The following is a 19,713-nucleotide window of genomic DNA, read 5'->3' on the forward strand; positions in this document are numbered from 1 at the left end:
CTATTTCAACGCGGCCATGATCGCTTCAGGGTTGTAATCGCGAATCAGCGTGCCGTTCACGTCCACAAACGGAATCCCGCCGCCGCCCAATGCCTCATAGGCTTTGCGCGCCTTGGCATCCTTCTCAATGTCCAGCGCCTGGTACGGAATGCCCTTCTGGTCCAGAAAACGTCGGATCTGCTTGCAGTAGCCACACCACTCGGTGGAATAGAGCACCACACGCGCCGACGTGCGTACCTGCTCTGAAACCACCTGCGAGGGGTTGAACAGCCGCTCGATCTTGCCCCAGTTCTGGATCACCACCACGACCAGCAACACCAACAGGACTTTCTTGAAGACCCCGCCGAGCATCAGTTGCGGCGCTTGAGCTGGTCAGTCAGTTGGGTCGGCAGGCCTTTGATGATCAAAGTGCCAGCGGCTTCGTCGTATTCGATCTTGTCGCCCAACAGGTGTGCTTCAAAACTGATGGACAAGCCTTCGGCGCGACCGGTGAAGCGGCGGAACTGGTTGAGGGTGCGTTTGTCGGCCGGGATTTCCGGCGACAGGCCGTAGTCCTTGTTGCGGATATGGTCGTAGAACGCTTTTGGCCGGTCTTCATCGATCAACCCCGACAACTCTTCCAGGCCCATGGGCTCGCCGAGTTTGGCCTGGCTGCTGGCGTAATCCACCAGGGTTTTGGTTTTTTCGCGGGCAGATTCGTCGGGCAGGTCTTCGCTCTCGACAAAGTCGCTGAACGCCTTGAGCAGGGTACGGGTTTCGCCCGGGCCGTCGACGCCTTCCTGGCAGCCGATAAAGTCGCGGAAGTATTCCGAGACCTTCTTGCCGTTCTTGCCTTTGATGAACGAGATGTACTGCTTGGATTGCTTGTTGTTCTGCCACTCGGACACGTTGATCCGCGCCGCCAGGTGCAGTTGGCCCAGGTCCAAGTGACGCGAGGGGGTCACGTCCAGCTCATCGGTCACTGCCACGCCTTCGCTGTGGTGCAGCAGGGCGATCGCCAGGTAGTCGGTCATGCCTTGCTGGTAGTGGGCAAACAACACGTGGCCGCCGGTGGACAGGTTGGACTCCTCCATCAGCTTTTGCAGGTGCTCGACCGCCGTGCGGCTGAAACGGGTGAAATCCTGACTGCCGTCGAAATATTCCTTCAACCAGCCGCTGAACGGGTGCGCGCCGGACTCGGCGTGGAAGAAACCCCAGGCCTTGCCTTGTTTGGCGTTGTAGCTCTCGTTGAGGTCGGCAAGCATGTTCTCGATGGCGGCCGACTCGGCAAGCTCCGAATCGCGGGCATGTAGAACTGCGGGTGTGCCGTCGGGTTTTTTGTCGATCAGGTGGACGATGCAGTGACGGATCGGCATAGGCTTCTCGGCTGGTTGAAGGGGAGTGGTAAGCCTCCCCAAAAAGTCGCCAGTGTACCGCACCCATTGGCCATGACGCGCTTGGAAGGCTGTTTTGGGCGACCTCCCACGGGCTATATGCCTTTTTTTCACGGTTTAGAGCGATAAAGCTGACCAAATGGGTATGTTGAGGCGGATATTTCCCCGTCTCTGTGCTAGTTTTGCCCCGTCTTACGCCAAGACTCGGCGTTAAGCGTGCATTCAGCATCTGTCAGGTCGAACCAATCCCCGTTTCAAGCATCTATAACCCCGATCCCGTGGTTATGGCCGGGGGTGCCAGGCCTTGACGGTCAGGCTCGACGGCTGACACTGCACTCTGCAATCCATATGAATTTGATAGGGAAGGAACACCACAATGGCTATTACTAAAGACCAACTGATCGCTGACCTGGCTGAAGCAGTAGACGCACCGAAAACTACCGTGCGCGCTCTGCTGGACCAACTGAGCCAAGTTGTTGCTGATCAGCTGGAAAACGGCGGCGAAATCACTCTGCCAGGCGTTGGCAAACTGAAAGTGACTGAGCGTCCAGCCCGTACTGGCCGTAACCCTTCGACTGGCGCTGCCATCGAAATCGCTGCCAAGAAAGTTATCAAGCTGGTTGTGGCCAAAGGCCTGACCGACGCTGTTAACAAGTAAGACGCAGCAAAAAAAACCGTGCTCCGGAGCAATCCGGGCACGGTTTTTTGTTGCCTGCGATTTGACTGCAGTGGCGGCTCAACCGTGGCGAGGGAGCAAACGCCCTCGCCACCGTTTCAGTCGCGCACCCAGCGCTGACGCCAGATCTGCTGCTCGTTCTTGGTCTGGAAGGTCCAGGCCACGAAGCGGCTTTGCTTCTGACCCTGGGACATTTCCACCACCTGGCTCTCAAGTACGCCGGCTTTTTTGAGGGCTGTCTGGATCGCGGGCAAGTTCGACGCTTTTGACACCAGGGTGCTGAACCACAGCACCTTGTGGGCAAAGTGCGCACTCTCGGCGATAAGCTGCGTGACGAAGCGCGCTTCACCGCCCTCACACCACAGCTCCGCCGACTGGCCACCGAAGTTCAGGACCGGCAACTTGCGCTTGGGATCGGCCTTGCCCAGGGCGCGCCACTTACGCTCGCTGCCCTTGGTGGCTTCTTCCATGGACGCGTGGAACGGCGGGTTGCACATGGTCAGGTCAAAGCGTTCGCCCGGCTCCAGCAGGCCCAGCAGGATCTGCTTGGGGTTGGGTTGCTGACGCAGTTGGATAACTTTGCTCAGGTCGTTGGACTGTACGATGGCCTTGGCGGCGGACACCGCGATAGGGTCGACCTCCGAGCCGAGGAAGTTCCAGCGGTACTCCATGTAGCCAATCAGCGGGTAGACGCAGTTGGCGCCCATGCCGATGTCCAGCACCTTGACGATTGAACCGCGCGGGATCTTGCCGTCGTTGACGCTGGCCAGCAGGTCGGCAAGAAAATGCACGTAATCGGCACGCCCCGGCACCGGCGGGCACAGGTAGTCCGCCGGAATGTCCCAATGCTGGATGCCATAGAACGCCTTCAACAGCGCCCGGTTGAACACCCGCACTGCGTCCGGGCTGGCAAAGTCGATGCTTTCTTTGCCGTACGGGTTGATGATCACAAATTGCGCCAGTTCCGGCGTGGTCTTGATCAGCGCCGGGAAGTCGTAACGGCCTGTGTGGCGGTTGCGCGGGTGCAGGGTTGCCTCTTTGCGCGGTGCCACGGGCTTGGCCGGGGCGGCGGATTTAGGCTTCTTGCGCGGAGGTTTAGGTGTGCTGGGGGCGGTCATGTTGATTCTGGTGTTGGCTCAAAGTGGTGGGCATTGTCACACATCCTGAGACCCTCTCGGGCAAATGTGGGAGGTGGCTTGCCCCCGATTGCGGTGTGAGAGGCAAAAATATGCAGACTGATACACCGCCATCGGGGGCAAGCCCCTTCCCACATTGACTGGATTGCCAGCAAGGATTGGAAAATTCCAGGCAAAAAAAAGAGGCCCGAAGGCCTCTTTCTTACACGGGGTTCACCTTACAGGCTGGAAATCCGTGCATGTTGCTCCGCCAGCTTGCCCAGGGCCTGTTCAGCCTCGGCCAGCTTGGCGCGTTCTTTGTCGATCACTTCAGCCGGCGCCTTGTCGACGAATGCCGCGTTGGACAGCTTGCCGCCCACTCGCTGCACTTCGCCTTGCAGGCGGGCAATTTCCTTGTCGAGACGGGCCAGTTCCGCGCCCTTGTCGATCAGGCCAGCCATCGGCACCAGCACTTCCATGTCGCCGACCAACGCAGTCGCGGACAGCGGTGCTTCGGCGCCGTCAGCCAACACGGTGATCGACTCCAGTTTTGCCAGCTTCTTGAGCAGTGCGTCGTTCTCGGTGAGGCGACGTTGATCTTCGGCGCTGGCATTCTTCACGAATACCGCCAATGGCTTGCCCGGCCCGATGTTCATTTCGGCGCGGATGTTGCGCGTGCCGAGCATCAAGGTCTTGAGCCATTCGATATCGCTTTCGGCTGCCTCATCAATGCGCGCTTCGTTGGCTACCGGCCAAGGCTGCAGCATGATGGTCTTGCCTTCGATACCGGCCAGCGGCGCGAGGCGCTGCCAGATTTCTTCGGTGATGAACGGCATGAACGGGTGCGCCAGGCGCAGGGCCACTTCCAGCACGCGCACCAGGGTGCGCCGGGTGCCACGCTGACGTTCGACCGGCGCGTTTTCGTCCCACAGCACAGGCTTGGACAGTTCCAGGTACCAGTCGCAATACTGGTTCCAGATGAACTCGTACAAGGCTTGTGCGGCCAGGTCGAAACGGAACTGGTCGAGTTGGCGGGTCACTTCGGCTTCAGTGCGCTGCAGCTGCGAGATGATCCAGCGATCAGCCAGGCTCAGCTCATAGGCTTCGCCGTTCTGGCCGCAGTCTTCGCCTTTATCCAGCACGTAACGCGCGGCGTTCCAGATCTTGTTGCAGAAGTTGCGATAGCCTTCGACGCGGCCCATGTCGAACTTGATGTCGCGGCCGGTGGACGCCAGCGAGCAGAAGGTGAAGCGCAGGGCGTCAGTGCCATAGCTGGCAATGCCGTCGGCGAACTCGTCGCGGGTCTGCTTCTCGATCTTCTTCGCCAGTTTCGGCTGCATCAGGCCCGAGGTGCGTTTGTGCACCAGGGTTTCCAGGTCGATGCCGTCGATGATGTCCAGCGGGTCCAGGACGTTGCCCTTGGACTTGGACATTTTCTGGCCCTGGCCATCACGCACCAGACCGTGCACGTACACGGTCTTGAACGGCACTTGCGGCGTGCCGTCTTCGTTCTTCACCAAATGCATGGTGAGCATGATCATCCGGGCAACCCAGAAGAAAATGATGTCGAAGCCGGTGACCAGCACGTCGGTGGAGTGGAATTTTTTCAGGAACTCAGTCTGTTGCGGCCAGCCGAGCGTGGAGAATGTCCACAGGCCCGAGCTGAACCAGGTGTCCAGTACGTCGTTGTCCTGTTGCAGCGCCACGTCCGGGCCGAGGTTGTGCTTGGCGCGTACTTCGGCTTCATCGCGGCCAACGTAGACCTTGCCCGACTCGTCGTACCAGGCCGGAATCCGGTGGCCCCACCACAGCTGACGGCTGATGCACCAATCCTGGATGTCACGCATCCACGAGAAGTACATGTTTTCGTACTGCTTGGGCACGAACTGGATACGGCCGTCTTCCACGGCGGCAATCGCAGGTTCAGCCAACGGCTTGGTGGACACGTACCACTGGTCGGTCAGCCACGGCTCGATGACGGTGCCGGAGCGGTCGCCTTTCGGGACTTTCAGTGCGTGGTCGTCAACGCTCACCAACAAACCGGCAGCGTCGAACGCCGCCACGATCTGCTTACGCGCGTCAAAACGGTCGAGGCCGGCGTATTCGGCCGGGATCTTGCCGTCGATGCTTTCGTTCAGCGTACCGTCGAGGTTGAACACCTGGCACGCCGGCAGCACGGCGGCGTTCTTGTCGAAGATGTTCAGCAGCGGCAGATTGTGGCGCTTGCCGACTTCGTAGTCGTTGAAATCGTGAGCCGGGGTGATTTTCACGCAGCCGGTGCCGAATTCAGGGTCGCAGTAGTCGTCAGCGATGATCGGAATACGACGGCCAACCAGCGGCAGCTCAACGAACTTGCCGATCAGCGCCTGGTAGCGTTCATCGTTCGGGTTAACGGCCACGGCGGCATCGCCGAGCATGGTTTCCGGACGTGTCGTGGCGACGATCAGGTAGTCGTTGCCCTCAGCGGTCTTGGCGCCGTCGGCCAGCGGGTACTTGAGGTTCCACAGGAAGCCTTTCTCGTCGTGGTTTTCCACTTCGAGGTCGGAAATCGCCGTGTGCAGCTTGGTATCCCAGTTGACCAGACGCTTGCCGCGGTAGATCAGGCCGTCTTCGTGCAGGCGCACGAACGCTTCTTTCACGGCTTCCGACAGGCCGTCGTCCATGGTGAAGCGCTCACGGCTCCAGTCTACGGACGAGCCCAGGCGACGGATCTGACGGCTGATGTTGCCGCCGGACTGGTCTTTCCATTCCCAGATCTTCTCCAGGAATTTCTCGCGACCCAGGTCATGACGGTTCTGGCCGGTGGCTTCGAGTTGGCGTTCCACCAGCATCTGGGTGGCGATACCGGCGTGGTCGGTGCCCGGTTGCCACAGGGTGTTGCGGCCCTGCATGCGGCGGAAACGGATCAACGCATCCATGATCGCATTGTTGAAGCCATGGCCCATGTGCAGGCTGCCAGTGACGTTCGGTGGCGGAATCATGATGGTGTAGGCATCACCCGCGCCTTGCGGAGCGAAATAATTCTCGGACTCCCAGGTCTCGTACCAGGAAGTTTCAATAGCGTGCGGCTGGTAGGTCTTATCCATGCGCGGCGGGACCCTAGTTGGCATTAATTCAGGAAAGCCGGCAAGTATAACGGGGGATAGGGCGCAGGGCGAGGCGAAGACAGGCTAGAGATGTACGCAGTGCAAATGTGGGAGGGGGCTTGCCCCCGATGGCAGTAGGGCAGTGACTGATAAGCTGACTGACCCAGCGCTATCGGGGGCAAGCCCCTCCCACAGTAGATCCAGGTGTGGCTCAGGACTGATATTGGCTGAGCAACCGCTCCATGCGCGCATCCATTCGCCGTTTGATTTCGGCTTCGATATGCGGAGCAAAGTCGTCGATCACATCCTGCATGATCAACTGCGCAGCGGCGCGCAACTCGTTGTCCAGATGCAGCAGCAGGGCGTCGGGCGCTTTTTCTGCGGCGGGTGCGGGTTGTGCCACGGGAGCGGCAGCGACAGGCTCGGGTGCAACAGGCTTGCCACTGACCATGTCGAACAGCAGCGGAATCTGTACCTCGGCGTCGACCGTTTCGGTCAGCAGCGGCGGTTGCAAGCCATCATCACCGAGCAACTGACGGATCGACTCGAGGTCGTCCAGCAGGTGGTCGTCTTTTTTTATAGGGTTTGGCGTGTCCATCATGTACTCAAAGTCGTTGTAGCCGGTGATCCTGCAGAGAATAGCCCTGTTCGCGGTAGAAACGGAAACTCTCCCGCGCGGCCTGACGAATAGCCGGATCTTCCACCACCACTTCTGCCACACGGGCAAATGCCTTGGCGAAGGCGGGTACTTTCAGGTCCAGGTTGACCAACAGGTCTTTGTGATCGCCGCAGCTGTCACCCAGGCCCAGCACAACCCGGCCTTCGGGTTCGGACTCGGCAGGGCCGTGCGGCACGAAGCTTTCGCCCTTGAAGCGCCATAAGCGCGCGTCGAGGTCATCACGTTGGGCAGCATCGCCGCAATGCAGGTAGATGCGGTGGCCCATGCGCCAGGCTTTTTCGGTGAGCTTGCAGGCAAAGTCCAGGCGCGCGGAAGGATCGGCGCTGGGCAATATATAGAAGTCGACTTGGGTCATTGCGGTTCCTGAGACCGGGGGGGCGTGAGGGCCGCCCCGGAATCTTCAGTTTCAGGCTTTGGCGCGATCCAGCAGGTACTGGGTCAGCAGTGGCACCGGACGGCCAGTGGCGCCCTTGTCCTTGCCGCCGCTGGTCCAGGCCGTGCCGGCGATGTCCAGGTGAGCCCAGTTGAGGTTCTTGGCAAAGCGCGACAGGAAGCAGGCTGCGGTGATGGTGCCGGCTTTCGGGCCGCCGATATTGGCGATGTCGGCGAACGGGCTATCCAGCTGTTCTTGATATTCATCGAACAGCGGCAGTTGCCAGGCGCGGTCGTCGGCAGCCTTGCCGGCGCTGAGCAGTTGCTCGATCAACTCGTCGTTGTTGCCCAGCAGACCCGACGTGTGGGCGCCCAGGGCAACCACACAGGCACCGGTCAGCGTAGCGATGTCGATCACGGCCTGTGGCTTGAAGCGTTCGGCGTAGGTCAGCGCATCGCACAGCACCAGACGGCCTTCGGCGTCGGTGTTGAGGATTTCGACGGTCTGGCCGCTCAGGGTAGTGACGATATCGCCCGGACGGGTCGCGCCGCCGCTCGGCATGTTCTCGGCGCACGCCAGGATGCACACCAGGTTGATCGGCAGCTTGAGTTCCAGCACGGCACGCAGAGTGCCGAACACGCTGGCGGCGCCGCCCATGTCGTACTTCATCTCATCCATGCCTGCGCCCGGCTTGAGGCTGATGCCGCCGGTGTCGAAGGTGATGCCTTTGCCGACCAGCACGTAAGGCTTCTCGGACTTCTTGCCGCCGTTGTATTGCATCACGATCAAGCGTGGCGGCTGGTCGCTGCCCTGGCCCACGGCATAGAAGGAGCCCATGCCCAGGTCCTTGATTTTTTTCTCGTCCAGCACCTCAACCTTCAGACCCTTGAATTCTTTGCCCAGCGCCTTGGCCTGTTCGCCCAGGTAAGTCGGGTGGCAGATGTTCGGCGGCAGGTTGCCCAGGTCGCGGGTGAACGACATGCCGGCGGCGATGGCCTGGGCGTGGGTCACGGCGCGCTCGACTTCAGCCTGAGCGGCCTTGATGGTCAGCAGGGTAATTTTTTTCAGGGCGCGCGGTTCGGCTTTCTGGCTCTTGAACTGGTCGAAGACGTAGGTGCCATCCACCAGGCTTTCGGCCAGCAGGCGGGTCTTGCCGTAGCTGTCACGGCCTTTTACGACGATTTCATCCAGGGCCAGTGCTGCATCGCTGCCGCCCAGGCCCTTGAGGGTGTTGAGAATGCCGCTGATGATCTTGCGGAACGGACGGTCGCCCAGTTCGGCGTCCTTGCCCACGCCCACCAGCAATACGCGGTCGGCTTTAAGGTTGGGCAGGCTCTGCAGCAACAGGCTTTGGCCGACTTTGCCGGCCAGGTCGCCGCGCTTGAGCACGGCGCTGATGGCGCCACCGCTGAGTTCATCCAGTTGCTTGGCGGCGACGCCGAGCTTGCGGCCTTCGCCGACAGCGACCACGAGGGTGGCGGTTTTCAACGTTTCGGGGCTAACGCTTTTTACAACCAATTCCATTTTCGGGTCCCTTATAAAGGTCTGTGAGCCTGAGTCTGTACCCAGGCTTTAAAGCGTGGCAGCTCTGTAAACCGCCAGCGACAAAGGCCGCAGTTTGAACCTCGCCGGCGGAGCCTGACAACCCTTGCCGCATGCTTTGTGCACGCGTATGAGCAAGCACCGTGACAGGCGCGGTCAATCACAGGATAATGCGCCATCTTTTTAGCCGGCCCATGAAAACGGGTCGACTCGGTATGCTTGCTTGTTTGGCCGCCTTAGCCTGACAACCCTGGAGTGTCTGGTTTGATCGTCTTCCGTTATCTGTCCCGCGAAGTCCTGTTGACCCTGAGTGCCGTGAGTGCGGTATTGCTGGTCATCACCATGAGTGGTCGTTTCGTCAAATTCCTGGCCCAGGCCGCTTCGGGTGCTCTGGATCCGGGCTCGCTGTTCCTGATCATGGGCTTTCGCCTGCCGGGCTTTTTGCAACTGATCCTGCCACTTGGCCTGTTTCTCGGTATTTTGCTGGCCTATGGCCGGCTGTACCTCGAAAGTGAAATGACCGTGCTGTCGGCCACCGGCATGAGCCAGCAGCGTCTGCTGGCCATGACCATGGTGCCGGCCACCGGCGTTGCCCTGGTGGTGGCATGGCTGAGCATGAGCCTGGCGCCTCAGGGCGCCATGCAGTTCCAACTGCTGCTGAACAAGCAGGATGCGATGACTGAGTTCGACACCCTTGAGCCTGGGCGCTTTCAAGCGCTGAACGATGGCACGCGGGTGACTTACACCGAGACCATGACGGATGACCGTGCCAACCTGGGCGGTGTGTTTATTTCGCAGAAAAATCTCGGGCAGAACCAAAAAGACCGTGGCATTTCGATTTTGGTGGCCAACAGCGGGCGCCAGGAAGTGCGTCCGGATGGCAGCCGTTACCTGATCCTGGAAAATGGCTACCGTTACGACGGCAGCCCTGGCCTCGCCGATTATCGGGCGATCAAGTACGACACTTATGGCGTAATGCTGGCCAGGCCGGACATCAGCGAAGAGGTCACTGACCGCGATGCGCTGCCGACATCGTCGCTGTTCAACAATAAGGAACTGCGCTCCGTTGCCGAGCTGCAATGGCGGCTGTCGCTGCCGCTGCTGGTATTTATCGTGACGTTGATGGCCGTGCCGCTGTCGCGCGTCAACCCGCGCCAGGGTCGCTTCCTCAAGCTGTTGCCGGCAATTCTGTTGTACATGGCCTACCTGACCCTGCTGATTTCCGCCCGTGGTTCCATGGAGAAAGGCAAGTTGTCGCCGGTCCTTGGCCTGTGGGGCGTGCACGGGATCTTCCTGTTGATCGGCCTGGGGCTGCTCTACTGGGAACCTATCCGTTTGAAAATGAAGAGCCGTCGTGGCCTGAAGGAGTTGGCTCGTGGCTAAGCTCGATCGCTACATTGGTAGCAGCGTACTGATCGCCATTCTGGCGGTATTGGGCATTATTCTCGGCCTGGCCTCGTTGTTCGCCTTTATTGACGAAGTGGGCAACGTCACCGACACCTACACCGTCATGGATGTGTTGAGTTACGTGGCGCTGACCGCACCGCGCCGGCTCTACGACATGATGCCGATGGCCGCGCTGATCGGTTGCCTGATCGGGCTGGGCAGCCTGGCCAGCAGCAGCGAGCTGACCATCATGCGCGCCGCCGGTGTATCGATCGGGCGCATTGTCTGGGCGGTAATGAAACCCATGCTCCTGCTGATGGCGTGCAGCGTGCTGATCGGCGAGTACGTGGCGCCACCGGCCGAGGCTACCGCTCAGGCCAATCGCGCCCTGGCCCAGGGCTCGGGGGATGCGCAAAGCGCCAAGCACGGCCTGTGGCACCGACAGGGGGATGAGTTCATCCACATCAACGCCGTGCAGCCGGGCGGTTTGTTGGTGGGTGTGACGCGTTATACGTTCGACAAGGAACGGCACATGCTGACCTCCAGTTTCGCCAGGCGCGCGCAATACGATGCCGAGAAATGGACGCTCAGTGACGTCACCACCACGTACTTCCGCAATGTTGGCCAGGGCACCAAGGCCAGTACCGAAGTGATCAATGTGCCGAGCGAACAGTGGGACATCGCCCTGAAGCCGGAACTGCTCAACACAGTGGTGATGATCCCGGAGAGCCTGCCGATTACCGGTTTGTGGAGCTATATCCACTACCTCAAGGATCAGGGCCTGAATAATGGCCGCTACTGGCTGGCGTTCTGGGTCAAGGTGCTGCAGCCGGTGGTCACCGCCGCGCTGGTATTGATGGCGATCTCGTTCATCTTCGGCCCGTTGCGTTCCGTGACCCTCGGTCAGCGGGTGTTCACCGGCGTACTGGTGGGCTTTACATTCCGTATCGCCCAGGACTTGCTCGGTCCGTCGAGCCTGGTGTTCGGTTTCTCGCCGCTGTTTGCGGTGCTGGTGCCCACAACTATCTGCGCCCTGGCCGGGTTCTGGCTGTTGCGCCGCGCGGGTTGATACTGCGCTTATGAACAAAAAATGCCCCGTTCGAGAGATCGGGGCATTTTTGTTCTGGTCAGCAAAGATGACGTCTGGCCTGAGCATCAGGTACAATTCCCGGCTATTTTTCAGCGGGCAATCTGCCTGCAGCCTTTTTGAGTGTTGATCCGTGAGTGATTTGAGTCATATCCGCAATTTCTCCATCATCGCCCACATTGACCATGGTAAGTCGACGCTGGCCGATCGATTCATCCAGATGTGCGGCGGCCTTGCCGAGCGTGAAATGGAGGCCCAGGTACTGGACTCCATGGACCTCGAGCGCGAGCGCGGGATCACCATCAAGGCCCACAGCGTTACCCTGTACTACACCGCCAAAGACGGTATCAAGTACCAGCTCAACTTCATTGACACCCCGGGCCACGTTGACTTCACCTATGAAGTCAGCCGTTCCCTGGCGGCCTGTGAAGGTGCGTTGCTGGTCGTGGATGCGGGCCAGGGCGTCGAAGCCCAGTCCGTGGCCAACTGCTACACCGCCATCGAGCAAGGCCTTGAGGTCATGCCGGTGCTGAACAAGATCGACCTGCCTCAGGCCGATCCGGACCGTGTCAAAGAAGAGATCGAGAAGATCATCGGCATTGACGCCACCGACGCCGTCGAGTGCAGCGCCAAGACCGGCCTGGGCGTCGACGAAGTGCTTGAGCGCCTGGTCAAGACCATCCCTGCACCTACCGGCAACTACGAAGATCCGCTGCAAGCGTTGATCATCGACTCCTGGTTCGACAACTACCTGGGCGTTGTTTCCCTGGTACGTGTACGCCACGGCCGTGTGAAGAAGGGCGACAAGATCCTGGTCAAGTCCACCGGCAAGATCCACCTGGTGGACAGCGTCGGCGTGTTCAACCCGAAACACACCGCCACCACCGACCTGAAAGCCGGTGAAGTGGGCTTCATCATCGCCGGCATCAAGGACATTCACGGTGCACCGGTCGGTGACACCCTGACCTTGAGCTCCACCCCTGATGTAGACGTGCTGCCGGGTTTCAAACGCATCCAGCCGCAGGTTTACGCCGGCCTGTTCCCGGTCAGCTCCGACGACTTCGAAGACTTCCGCGAAGCCCTGCAGAAGCTGACCCTCAACGACTCGTCGTTGCAGTACACCCCGGAAAGCTCCGACGCGCTGGGCTTCGGCTTCCGCTGCGGGTTCCTGGGCATGCTGCACATGGAGATCATCCAGGAGCGCCTTGAGCGCGAATACGACCTGGACCTGATCACCACCGCGCCAACGGTTATTTTTGAGCTGGCGCTGAAAACCGGTGAAACGATTTACGTCGACAACCCGTCCAAGCTTCCGGATCTGTCCTCCATCGAGGACATGCGCGAGCCGATCGTGCGGGCCAATATTCTTGTGCCGCAGGAACACCTGGGCAACGTCATTACCCTGTGTATCGAAAAACGTGGCGTACAACACGACATGTTGTTCCTCGGTACCCAGGTGCAAGTGACCTACGATTTGCCGATGAACGAAGTGGTCCTGGACTTCTTCGACCGTCTCAAATCCACCAGCCGCGGCTATGCTTCGCTGGATTACCATTTCGATCGTTACCAATCGGCTAATCTGGTGAAACTGGATGTGCTGATCAACGGCGACAAGGTAGATGCACTGGCGCTGATCGTGCACAAGGACAATGCGCACTACAAAGGTCGGCAGTTGACCGAAAAGATGAAAGAACTGATTCCGCGCCAGATGTTCGACGTCGCGATCCAGGCCGCCATTGGCGGGCAGATCATTGCACGGACCTCCGTCAAGGCTCTCAGAAAGAACGTACTGGCCAAATGCTACGGCGGTGACGTAAGCCGTAAGCGCAAGCTGCTTGAGAAGCAAAAGGCCGGTAAAAAACGCATGAAGCAAGTGGGCAACGTGGAAATTCCACAAGAAGCCTTCCTTGCGGTGCTCAGGTTGGATAGTTAGGTCCTATGTCACTAAATTTCCCGCTGTTGCTGGTCATCGCCGTTGCCGTTTGCGGTCTCTTGGCGTTGCTCGATCTGGTGTTCTTCGCCCCGCGTCGGCGGGCGGCTATCGCTTCCTATCAGGGCAGCGTCAGCCAGCCCGATGCGGTGGTGGTCGAGAAGCTGAACAAAGAGCCTCTGTTGGTTGAATACGGCAAGTCGTTCTTCCCGGTGTTGTTCATCGTGCTGGTGCTGCGTTCGTTCTTGGTGGAGCCGTTTCAGATCCCTTCGGGGTCGATGAAACCGACCCTGGACGTGGGCGACTTCATCCTGGTGAACAAGTTTTCCTACGGGATCCGCCTGCCGGTGCTCGACAAGAAAGTCATCCCGGTCGGTGACCCGCAGCGCGGCGATGTGATGGTGTTTCGCTACCCAAGCGACCCGAACGTCAACTACATCAAGCGTGTCGTCGGGCTGCCGGGCGACGTGATTCGCTACACCAGCGACAAGCGTCTGTTCATCAATGGTGAGTCGGTGGCCGAGAAACTGATCGGCGCCGAACCGAACACCTTGGGCAGCGCCGAGCTGTATCAGGAAAAACTCGGCGCGGTAGAGCACGAAATCCGTAAGGAAATGAGCCGCTACCGTGCGATGCCTGATGGCGAGTGGAAAGTGCCTGCCGGGCACTACTTCATGATGGGCGACAACCGCGACAACTCCAACGACAGCCGTTACTGGGATGACCCCAATATTCCCAAGGACCTGCTGGGCATGGTTCCCGACGAGAACATTGTCGGCAAGGCCTTTGCGGTCTGGATGAGTTGGCCGGAACCCAAACTCAGCCACCTGCCGAACTTCTCGCGGGTCGGGCTGATCAAGTAATACAGGCGGCGCTGTGAACACAGCGCCGAATGCTTTTCTGGGGTTCGGACAATGCGTCGTCCGGCCTCATGCGGCACCAACCAGGATTTGAATTTGAACACTGCGTCAATCGTCGATGGCCGCCGGTGCCACCAACTAGATATGGATAAACCGTGACCGTTTCTCTAAGTCGTCTCGAGCGTCAGCTCGGCTACACCTTCAAGGACCAGGAATTGATGGTCCTTGCCCTCACACACCGCAGTTTTGCAGGGCGTAATAACGAACGCCTGGAATTTCTCGGTGACGCCATCCTCAACTTTGCCGCCGGTGAGGCGCTGTTCGAGCGTTTCCCGCAAGCGCGCGAAGGCCAGCTGTCACGCCTGCGTGCACGGCTGGTAAAAGGCGAGACCCTGGCCGTGCTGGCCCGCGGTTTCGGCCTGGGCGAATACTTGCGCCTGGGGTCCGGTGAACTGAAAAGCGGTGGCTTTCGTCGCGAGTCGATCCTGGCTGATGCCCTCGAAGCGTTGATCGGTGCGATCTACCTGGATGCAGGCATGGAGACGGCCAAGGAGCGCGTGGTGGCCTGGCTGGCTTCGGAGATCGAGAGCCTGACGCTGGTCGACACCAACAAAGATCCCAAGACCCGCCTGCAGGAATTCCTGCAGTCGCGCGGTTGTGAACTGCCACGCTACGAAGTGGTGGATATCCAGGGTGAGCCGCATTGCCGCGTGTTCTTCGTGGAATGTGAAATCACCTTATTGAATGAAAAAAGCCGAGGTCAGGGTGTGAGCCGTCGTATTGCCGAACAGGTAGCGGCCGCTGCAGCACTGATTGCCCTGGGCGTGGAGAATGGCCATGACTGATTCAACCGCAACACGCTGTGGCTATGTTGCCATCGTCGGCCGCCCGAACGTGGGCAAGTCCACGCTGCTCAACCACATCCTGGGCCAGAAGCTCGCGATCACCTCGCGCAAGCCGCAGACCACCCGCCACAACATGCTGGGCATCAAGACCGAAGGCAGCGTCCAAGCCGTCTACGTCGATACCCCGGGCATGCACAAAGGTGGCGAGAAGGCACTTAACCGCTACATGAACAAAACCGCTTCGGCGGCGTTGAAAGACGTCGACGTGGTGATCTTCGTGGTTGACCGCACCAAGTGGACCGACGAAGACCAGATGGTTCTCGAGCGCGTGCAATACGTCACCGGCCCGTTGATCGTCGCGCTGAACAAGACCGATCGCATCGAAGACAAAGCCGAGCTGATGCCGCACCTGACCTGGCTGCAGGAGCAACTGCCGAACGCTCAGATCATGCCGATCTCTGCCCAGCACGGTCACAACCTTGAGGCCCTGGAGCGCGTGATCGCGGGTTACTTGCCCGAGAACGAGCACTTCTTCCCGGAAGATCAGATCACCGACCGCAGCAGCCGCTTCCTCGCCGCTGAACTGGTGCGCGAGAAAATCATGCGCCAGATGGGCGCCGAGCTGCCTTACCAGATCACCGTCGAAATCGAAGAGTTCAAGCAGCAGGGCAAAACCCTGCATATTCATGCGCTGATTCTCGTCGAGCGTGACGGCCAGAAGAAAATCATCATTGGCGACAAGGGCGAGCGCATCAAGCGCATCGGCACCGAAGCGCGCAAGGACATGGAATTGCTGTTTGATTCCAAGATCATGCTCAACCTGTGGGTGAAGGTTAAGGGTGGTTGGTCCGATGACGAGCGCGCACTGCGCTCCCTGGGCTACGGCGACCTGTAGGGTCTTGAATACACCACAGGGCTGAAAATGTGGAAGGGGGCTCGCCCCCGATTGCGGTGGGTCAGTTAACGAATAGGTGACTGACACACTGCCATCGGGGGCCAGCCCCCTCCCACGTTAGGTTTGTGCAGTTTTCAAAAATGCATTCCAGCAGTGAGCATCCATGTCCCAACCCACCAGCCAACTCGCCTACGTCCTGCACAGCCGCGCTTACCGCGAGACCAGCGCCCTGGTGGACTTCCTCACGCCCCAAGGCCGCCTGCGCGCAGTCTTGCGCAGCGCCCGAGGCAAGGCCGGCACGCTGGCCCGGCCGTTCGTGGCCCTGGACGTGGAGTTTCGTGGCAAGGGCGAGCTGAAAAACGTCGGCCGTCTGGAAAGCGTCGGCAATTCCGCCTGGCTCAACGGTGAAGCCCTGTTCAGCGGCCTGTACCTCAACGAGCTGCTGATCCGCCTGCTGCCCGCCGAAGACCCGCACCCTGCGGTCTTCGATCACTACGCCGCCACGCTCATTGCACTGGCCGAAGGCCGCCCACTGGAACCGCTGCTGCGCGCTTTCGAATGGCGCCTGCTCGACGACCTGGGCTACGGCTTTGAACTGAGCAACGACCTGCACGGCGACCCCATCGCCGCAGACGGCATGTACCGCCTGCAAGTCGACGCCGGCCTGGAACGCGTTTACCTGCTGCAACCCGGCCTGTTCCAGGGCACCGAGTTGCTGGCCATGAGCGAAGCCGACTGGACTGCCCCTGGCGCCTTGTCTGCGGCCAAGCGCTTGATGCGCCAGGCGCTCGCCGTGCACTTGGGCGGGCGGCCGCTGGTCAGTCGCGAGTTGTTTCGAAAGCCCTGACAACCCCGTGTATGCTGTGCGGCGTTTCTTTCCCTTTTCAGGAGCGCTTCCGTGAGCACCAGCAATCGCATTCTTCTTGGCGTCAACATCGACCACGTCGCTACCCTGCGCCAGGCCCGGGGCACCCGTTACCCTGATCCGGTCAAGGCCGCGCTGGACGCCGAAGAAGCGGGCGCCGACGGCATCACCGTGCACCTGCGCGAAGACCGCCGCCACATCCAGGAGCGCGACGTGTTGCTGCTCAAGGACGTGCTGCAAACCCGCATGAACTTCGAAATGGGCGTCACCGAAGAAATGATGGCGTTCGCTGAACGCATCCGCCCGGCGCACATCTGCCTGGTGCCGGAAACGCGCCAGGAGCTCACCACCGAAGGCGGCCTCGACGTTGCCGGCCAGGAAGCGCGGATCAAGGCTGCGGTCGAGCGTCTGTCGAAGATCGGCAGCGAAGTCTCGCTGTTCATCGACGCCGACGAGCGTCAGATCGAAGCCTCGCGCCGTGTTGGCGCGCCGGCCATCGAACTGCACACTGGCCGCTATGCCGATGCCACCACACCCACCGAAGTCGCTGACGAACTGCAGCGCATTATCGACGGCGTACAGTGCGGCCTCAGTGAAGGCCTGATCGTCAACGCCGGCCATGGTTTGCACTACCACAACGTCGAAGCCGTGGCTGCGATCAAGGGCATCAACGAACTCAACATCGGCCACGCGCTGGTGGCGCACGCGCTGTTCGTTGGTTTCAAAGGCGCAGTGGCCGAGATGAAAGCGCTGATTCTGGCTGCTGCCAGCTCCAAGTGAGCACAGTCTAAAAATCACTGAAGATCAAAATGTGGGAGGGGGCTTGCCCCCGATAGCGGTGTGTCAGTCAGCCTATCTGTAGCTGACCCACTGCAATCGGGGGCAAGCCCCCTCCCACAGTGATTTTCGGTGTATCCAGAGGTGTAGTTACCCAGCCAAGCCCATTGAATTGAGCCATGCGGCAATGCGAAGCCTTACTGTTTAGCCGGGTCAGGTGTATCGTATCTGCCCTTTGCGGGCCTCTGGCCTGTGGCAGATACGTGAGGTTGTTGTGTCCCGATCCTTTTCCCGTCGACAAATCCTGGGTGGTCTCGCAGGCCTGGCCGTAGTGGGCGTCGGTGCCGGTGGCGGCTATCGCTACTGGCTGGGGAAAGTTGCCGAGGCCGAAGCCGGGCACGATTACCAACTGATCGCCGCGCCGCTGGACGTGGAACTGGTGCCGGGCCACAAAACCGAAGCCTGGGCATTTGGCCCCTCGGCGCCGGGCACCGAGTTGCGTGTGCGCCAGGGTGAGTGGCTGCGGGTGCGCTTTATCAACCACTTGCCGGTCGCCACCACCATTCATTGGCACGGCATCCGCCTGCCGCTGGAAATGGACGGCGTCCCTTACGTCTCGCAGTTGCCGGTATTGCCCGGCGAATACTTCGATTACAAATTCCGCGTGCCGGACGCCGGCAGCTACTGGTATCACCCGCACGTGAACAGCAGCGAAGAACTCGGCCGTGGCCTGGTGGGCCCGCTGATCATCGAAGAGCGCGAGCCCACCGGTTTCAAGCACGAGCGCACCCTGAGCCTGAAAAGCTGGCACGTGGACGAAGAGGGCGCCTTCGTGGCCTTCAGCGTACCCCGTGAAGCCGCGCGTGGCGGCACTGCCGGGCGGTTGTCGACGATCAATGGCGTGTCCCAGGCGGTGATCGATTTGCCGGCCGGGCAAATCACCCGCGTGCGCCTGCTCAACCTCGACAACACGCTGACCTATCGCATCAACATCCCCGACGTCGACGCGCAAATCTACGCGCTGGACGGCAACCCCGTGGAGCCGCGCCCCTTGGGCAAGGAATACTGGCTGGGCCCGGGCATGCGTATTTGTCTGGCGATCAAGGCGCCGCCTGCCGGTGAAGAGCTCTCCATCCGCAACGGCCCGGTGCGCCTGGGTACCTTTCGCTCCGTCGCCAATACCGATGCGCCCACCGAATGGCCTCCGGCGCTGCCCGCCAACCCGATCGCCGAGCCGGACCTGGCGATTGCCGAGAAACTCAACTTCAATTTCGAATGGGTCGGTACCGTGTCGGTCGATGACGGCAAACCGCCGAGCCTGTGGCAAATCAACGGCAAGGCCTGGGACATCACCGACAAGACCTGTGCCGATCGCCCGATTGCCAAGCTTGAGAAGGGCAAAAGCTACATTTTCGAATTGAAAAACATGACCCAGTACCAGCACCCGATCCACCTGCACGGCATGAGTTTCAAGGTAATCGCCTCGAACCGCCACAAGGTGATCCCGTACTTCACCGACACTTACTTGCTGGGCAAGAACGAGCGCGCGCGCGTGGCGTTGGTGGCGGATAACCCGGGGGTGTGGATGTTCCATTGCCACGTGATCGATCACATGGAAACCGGCCTGATGGCCGCCATCGAGGTGGCGTGATGCGCCAGATTCGCCCCACGGCGATTATCGACCGCAGCCGCGACCAGGACTTCATGCGTGAAGCCCTGGCCCTCGCCGCTCAAGGCGCCGCCCTTGGCGAAGTGCCCGTTGGCGCGGTGCTGGTGCAGAACGGTGAAATCATCGGTCGGGGTTTCAATTGCCCGATCAGCGGCAATGACCCCAGCGCCCATGCCGAAATGGTCGCCATCCGCGCCGCCGCGCAGGCGATCAGCAACTATCGCCTGGTCGGCAGCACGCTGTATGTAACGCTGGAGCCCTGCAGCATGTGCGCGGGCCTGATTGTGCATTCGCGCATCGAGCGGGTGGTGTACGGCGCGCTGGAGCCCAAGGCGGGGATCGTGCAAAGCCAGGGGCAGTTTTTTACCCAAGGGTTTCTCAACCATCGGGTGCTGTTTGAAGGCGGGGTGTTGGCTGAGGAATGCGGGACAGTGTTGAGTGAGTTCTTTAAGGCCAGAAGAGCCAAGCCCATACTCTAAAGAACACTGAAAACCAATGTGGGAGCTGGCTTGCCTGCGATAGCGGTTTATCAGCCACTGATCAATTGACTGAAAG

The 19,713-nt window shown here is 60.2% G+C and carries 18 protein-coding genes; 11 read left to right on the forward strand and 7 right to left on the reverse strand.

Annotation, left to right across the window (positions count from 1 at the left end):
• Complete coding sequence (locus ACP7B3_RS19490) at window positions 1-351, reverse strand: glutaredoxin family protein (RefSeq protein WP_426180292.1); 351 nt, start codon at window positions 349-351, stop codon at window positions 1-3.
• The gene (gene yejK, locus ACP7B3_RS19495; RefSeq protein WP_106579474.1) at window positions 351-1,355 is read right to left on the reverse strand and encodes a nucleoid-associated protein YejK; all 1,005 of its coding nucleotides are present in this window, start codon (window positions 1,353-1,355) and stop codon (window positions 351-353) included. Before yejK ends, ACP7B3_RS19490 begins: the two co-directional genes overlap by 1 nt.
• A 394-nt stretch (window positions 1,356-1,749) precedes the next feature.
• On the opposite strand from yejK, the gene ACP7B3_RS19500 reads away from it, so the two are divergent.
• Entirely contained in the window at window positions 1,750-2,031 is a 282-nt protein-coding gene (locus tag ACP7B3_RS19500) for an HU family DNA-binding protein (protein WP_003188840.1), read from the forward strand.
• A 116-nt stretch (window positions 2,032-2,147) separates the two neighbouring features.
• Here ACP7B3_RS19500 and rlmF read toward each other — a convergent pair whose 3' ends face one another.
• The 5 genes from rlmF to ACP7B3_RS19525 all read right to left on the reverse strand — a co-directional run bounded on the left by rlmF (window position 2,148) and on the right by ACP7B3_RS19525 (window position 8,826).
• The gene (gene rlmF, locus ACP7B3_RS19505) at window positions 2,148-3,167 is read right to left on the reverse strand and encodes a 23S rRNA (adenine(1618)-N(6))-methyltransferase RlmF (RefSeq protein WP_169368288.1); all 1,020 of its coding nucleotides are present in this window, start codon (window positions 3,165-3,167) and stop codon (window positions 2,148-2,150) included.
• A gap of 236 nt (window positions 3,168-3,403) precedes the next feature.
• Window positions 3,404-6,250, reverse strand: coding sequence for a valine--tRNA ligase (locus tag ACP7B3_RS19510; protein ID WP_426180295.1), 2,847 nt, complete (start codon window positions 6,248-6,250; stop codon window positions 3,404-3,406).
• A gap of 211 nt (window positions 6,251-6,461) precedes the next feature.
• Window positions 6,462-6,848, reverse strand: coding sequence for a DNA polymerase III subunit chi (locus ACP7B3_RS19515; RefSeq protein ID WP_426180471.1), 387 nt, complete (start codon window positions 6,846-6,848; stop codon window positions 6,462-6,464).
• A gap of 7 nt (window positions 6,849-6,855) precedes the next feature.
• The gene (locus tag ACP7B3_RS19520) at window positions 6,856-7,284 is read right to left on the reverse strand and encodes a DNA polymerase III subunit chi (RefSeq protein ID WP_426180297.1); all 429 of its coding nucleotides are present in this window, start codon (window positions 7,282-7,284) and stop codon (window positions 6,856-6,858) included.
• Window positions 7,285-7,335: 51 nt separating this feature from the next.
• On the reverse strand, window positions 7,336-8,826 hold the full coding sequence (locus tag ACP7B3_RS19525; RefSeq protein ID WP_426180299.1) for a leucyl aminopeptidase: 1,491 nt from the start codon (window positions 8,824-8,826) through the stop codon (window positions 7,336-7,338).
• A gap of 282 nt (window positions 8,827-9,108) precedes the next feature.
• On the opposite strand from ACP7B3_RS19525, the gene lptF reads away from it, so the two are divergent.
• The 10 genes from lptF (at window position 9,109) to tadA (ending at window position 19,637) form a co-directional block, all read left to right on the forward strand.
• The gene (gene lptF, locus ACP7B3_RS19530; RefSeq protein ID WP_426180301.1) at window positions 9,109-10,227 is read left to right on the forward strand and encodes an LPS export ABC transporter permease LptF; all 1,119 of its coding nucleotides are present in this window, start codon (window positions 9,109-9,111) and stop codon (window positions 10,225-10,227) included.
• The gene (gene lptG, locus ACP7B3_RS19535) at window positions 10,220-11,299 is read left to right on the forward strand and encodes an LPS export ABC transporter permease LptG (protein WP_214248028.1); all 1,080 of its coding nucleotides are present in this window, start codon (window positions 10,220-10,222) and stop codon (window positions 11,297-11,299) included. The genes lptF and lptG overlap by 8 nt, the downstream gene beginning before the upstream one ends.
• Window positions 11,300-11,450: 151 nt before the next feature.
• Window positions 11,451-13,250, forward strand: a complete 1,800-nt coding sequence (gene lepA / locus ACP7B3_RS19540; RefSeq protein ID WP_003210439.1) for a translation elongation factor 4 — start codon at window positions 11,451-11,453, stop codon at window positions 13,248-13,250.
• A gap of 5 nt (window positions 13,251-13,255) precedes the next feature.
• Window positions 13,256-14,110 carry a signal peptidase I gene (gene lepB, locus ACP7B3_RS19545; RefSeq protein ID WP_106579465.1) on the forward strand — a complete coding sequence of 285 codons (855 nt, stop codon included), beginning with the start codon at window positions 13,256-13,258 and terminating at the stop codon, window positions 14,108-14,110.
• Between the two features lie 152 nt (window positions 14,111-14,262).
• Window positions 14,263-14,952, forward strand: coding sequence for a ribonuclease III (gene rnc / locus ACP7B3_RS19550; protein ID WP_094951369.1), 690 nt, complete (start codon window positions 14,263-14,265; stop codon window positions 14,950-14,952).
• Complete coding sequence (gene era, locus ACP7B3_RS19555; RefSeq protein ID WP_003234112.1) at window positions 14,945-15,847, forward strand: GTPase Era; 903 nt, start codon at window positions 14,945-14,947, stop codon at window positions 15,845-15,847. Before rnc ends, era begins: the two co-directional genes overlap by 8 nt.
• Window positions 15,848-16,010: 163 nt before the next feature.
• Window positions 16,011-16,694, forward strand: a complete 684-nt coding sequence (recO, locus tag ACP7B3_RS19560) for a DNA repair protein RecO (protein WP_242194512.1) — start codon at window positions 16,011-16,013, stop codon at window positions 16,692-16,694.
• A 51-nt stretch (window positions 16,695-16,745) separates the two neighbouring features.
• On the forward strand, window positions 16,746-17,492 hold the full coding sequence (gene pdxJ, locus ACP7B3_RS19565; protein ID WP_242194509.1) for a pyridoxine 5'-phosphate synthase: 747 nt from the start codon (window positions 16,746-16,748) through the stop codon (window positions 17,490-17,492).
• Window positions 17,493-17,763: 271 nt separating this feature from the next.
• The gene (locus tag ACP7B3_RS19570) at window positions 17,764-19,140 is read left to right on the forward strand and encodes a multicopper oxidase family protein (protein ID WP_426180306.1); all 1,377 of its coding nucleotides are present in this window, start codon (window positions 17,764-17,766) and stop codon (window positions 19,138-19,140) included.
• Window positions 19,140-19,637, forward strand: a complete 498-nt coding sequence (gene tadA / locus ACP7B3_RS19575; RefSeq protein WP_426180308.1) for a tRNA adenosine(34) deaminase TadA — start codon at window positions 19,140-19,142, stop codon at window positions 19,635-19,637. The genes ACP7B3_RS19570 and tadA overlap by 1 nt, the downstream gene beginning before the upstream one ends.
• The last annotated feature ends 76 nt before the right edge of the window (window positions 19,638-19,713 follow it).

The organism is Pseudomonas sp. TWRC1-2, from assembly GCF_049896685.1.
Lineage (GTDB): Bacteria > Pseudomonadota > Gammaproteobacteria > Pseudomonadales > Pseudomonadaceae > Aquipseudomonas.

Excerpts from the sequence above, each read along its gene's own strand:
- ACP7B3_RS19500 (WP_003188840.1), top strand. The coding sequence starts at position 1,750 with ATGGCTATTACTAAAGACCAACTGATCGCTGACCTGGCTGAAGCAGTA.
- recO (WP_242194512.1), top strand. The coding sequence starts at position 16,011 with ATGTCCCAACCCACCAGCCAACTCGCCTACGTCCTGCACAGCCGCGCT.
- tadA (WP_426180308.1), top strand. The coding sequence starts at position 19,140 with ATGCGCCAGATTCGCCCCACGGCGATTATCGACCGCAGCCGCGACCAG.
- lepB (WP_106579465.1), top strand. The coding sequence starts at position 13,256 with ATGTCACTAAATTTCCCGCTGTTGCTGGTCATCGCCGTTGCCGTTTGC.
- ACP7B3_RS19515 (WP_426180471.1), bottom strand. The coding sequence starts at position 6,848 with ATGGACACGCCAAACCCTATAAAAAAAGACGACCACCTGCTGGACGAC.
- era (WP_003234112.1), top strand. The coding sequence starts at position 14,945 with ATGACTGATTCAACCGCAACACGCTGTGGCTATGTTGCCATCGTCGGC.
- ACP7B3_RS19490 (WP_426180292.1), bottom strand. The coding sequence starts at position 351 with ATGCTCGGCGGGGTCTTCAAGAAAGTCCTGTTGGTGTTGCTGGTCGTG.
- ACP7B3_RS19510 (WP_426180295.1), bottom strand. The coding sequence starts at position 6,250 with ATGGATAAGACCTACCAGCCGCACGCTATTGAAACTTCCTGGTACGAG.
- rlmF (WP_169368288.1), bottom strand. The coding sequence starts at position 3,167 with ATGACCGCCCCCAGCACACCTAAACCTCCGCGCAAGAAGCCTAAATCC.
- yejK (WP_106579474.1), bottom strand. The coding sequence starts at position 1,355 with ATGCCGATCCGTCACTGCATCGTCCACCTGATCGACAAAAAACCCGAC.
- ACP7B3_RS19525 (WP_426180299.1), bottom strand. The coding sequence starts at position 8,826 with ATGGAATTGGTTGTAAAAAGCGTTAGCCCCGAAACGTTGAAAACCGCC.
- ACP7B3_RS19520 (WP_426180297.1), bottom strand. The coding sequence starts at position 7,284 with ATGACCCAAGTCGACTTCTATATATTGCCCAGCGCCGATCCTTCCGCG.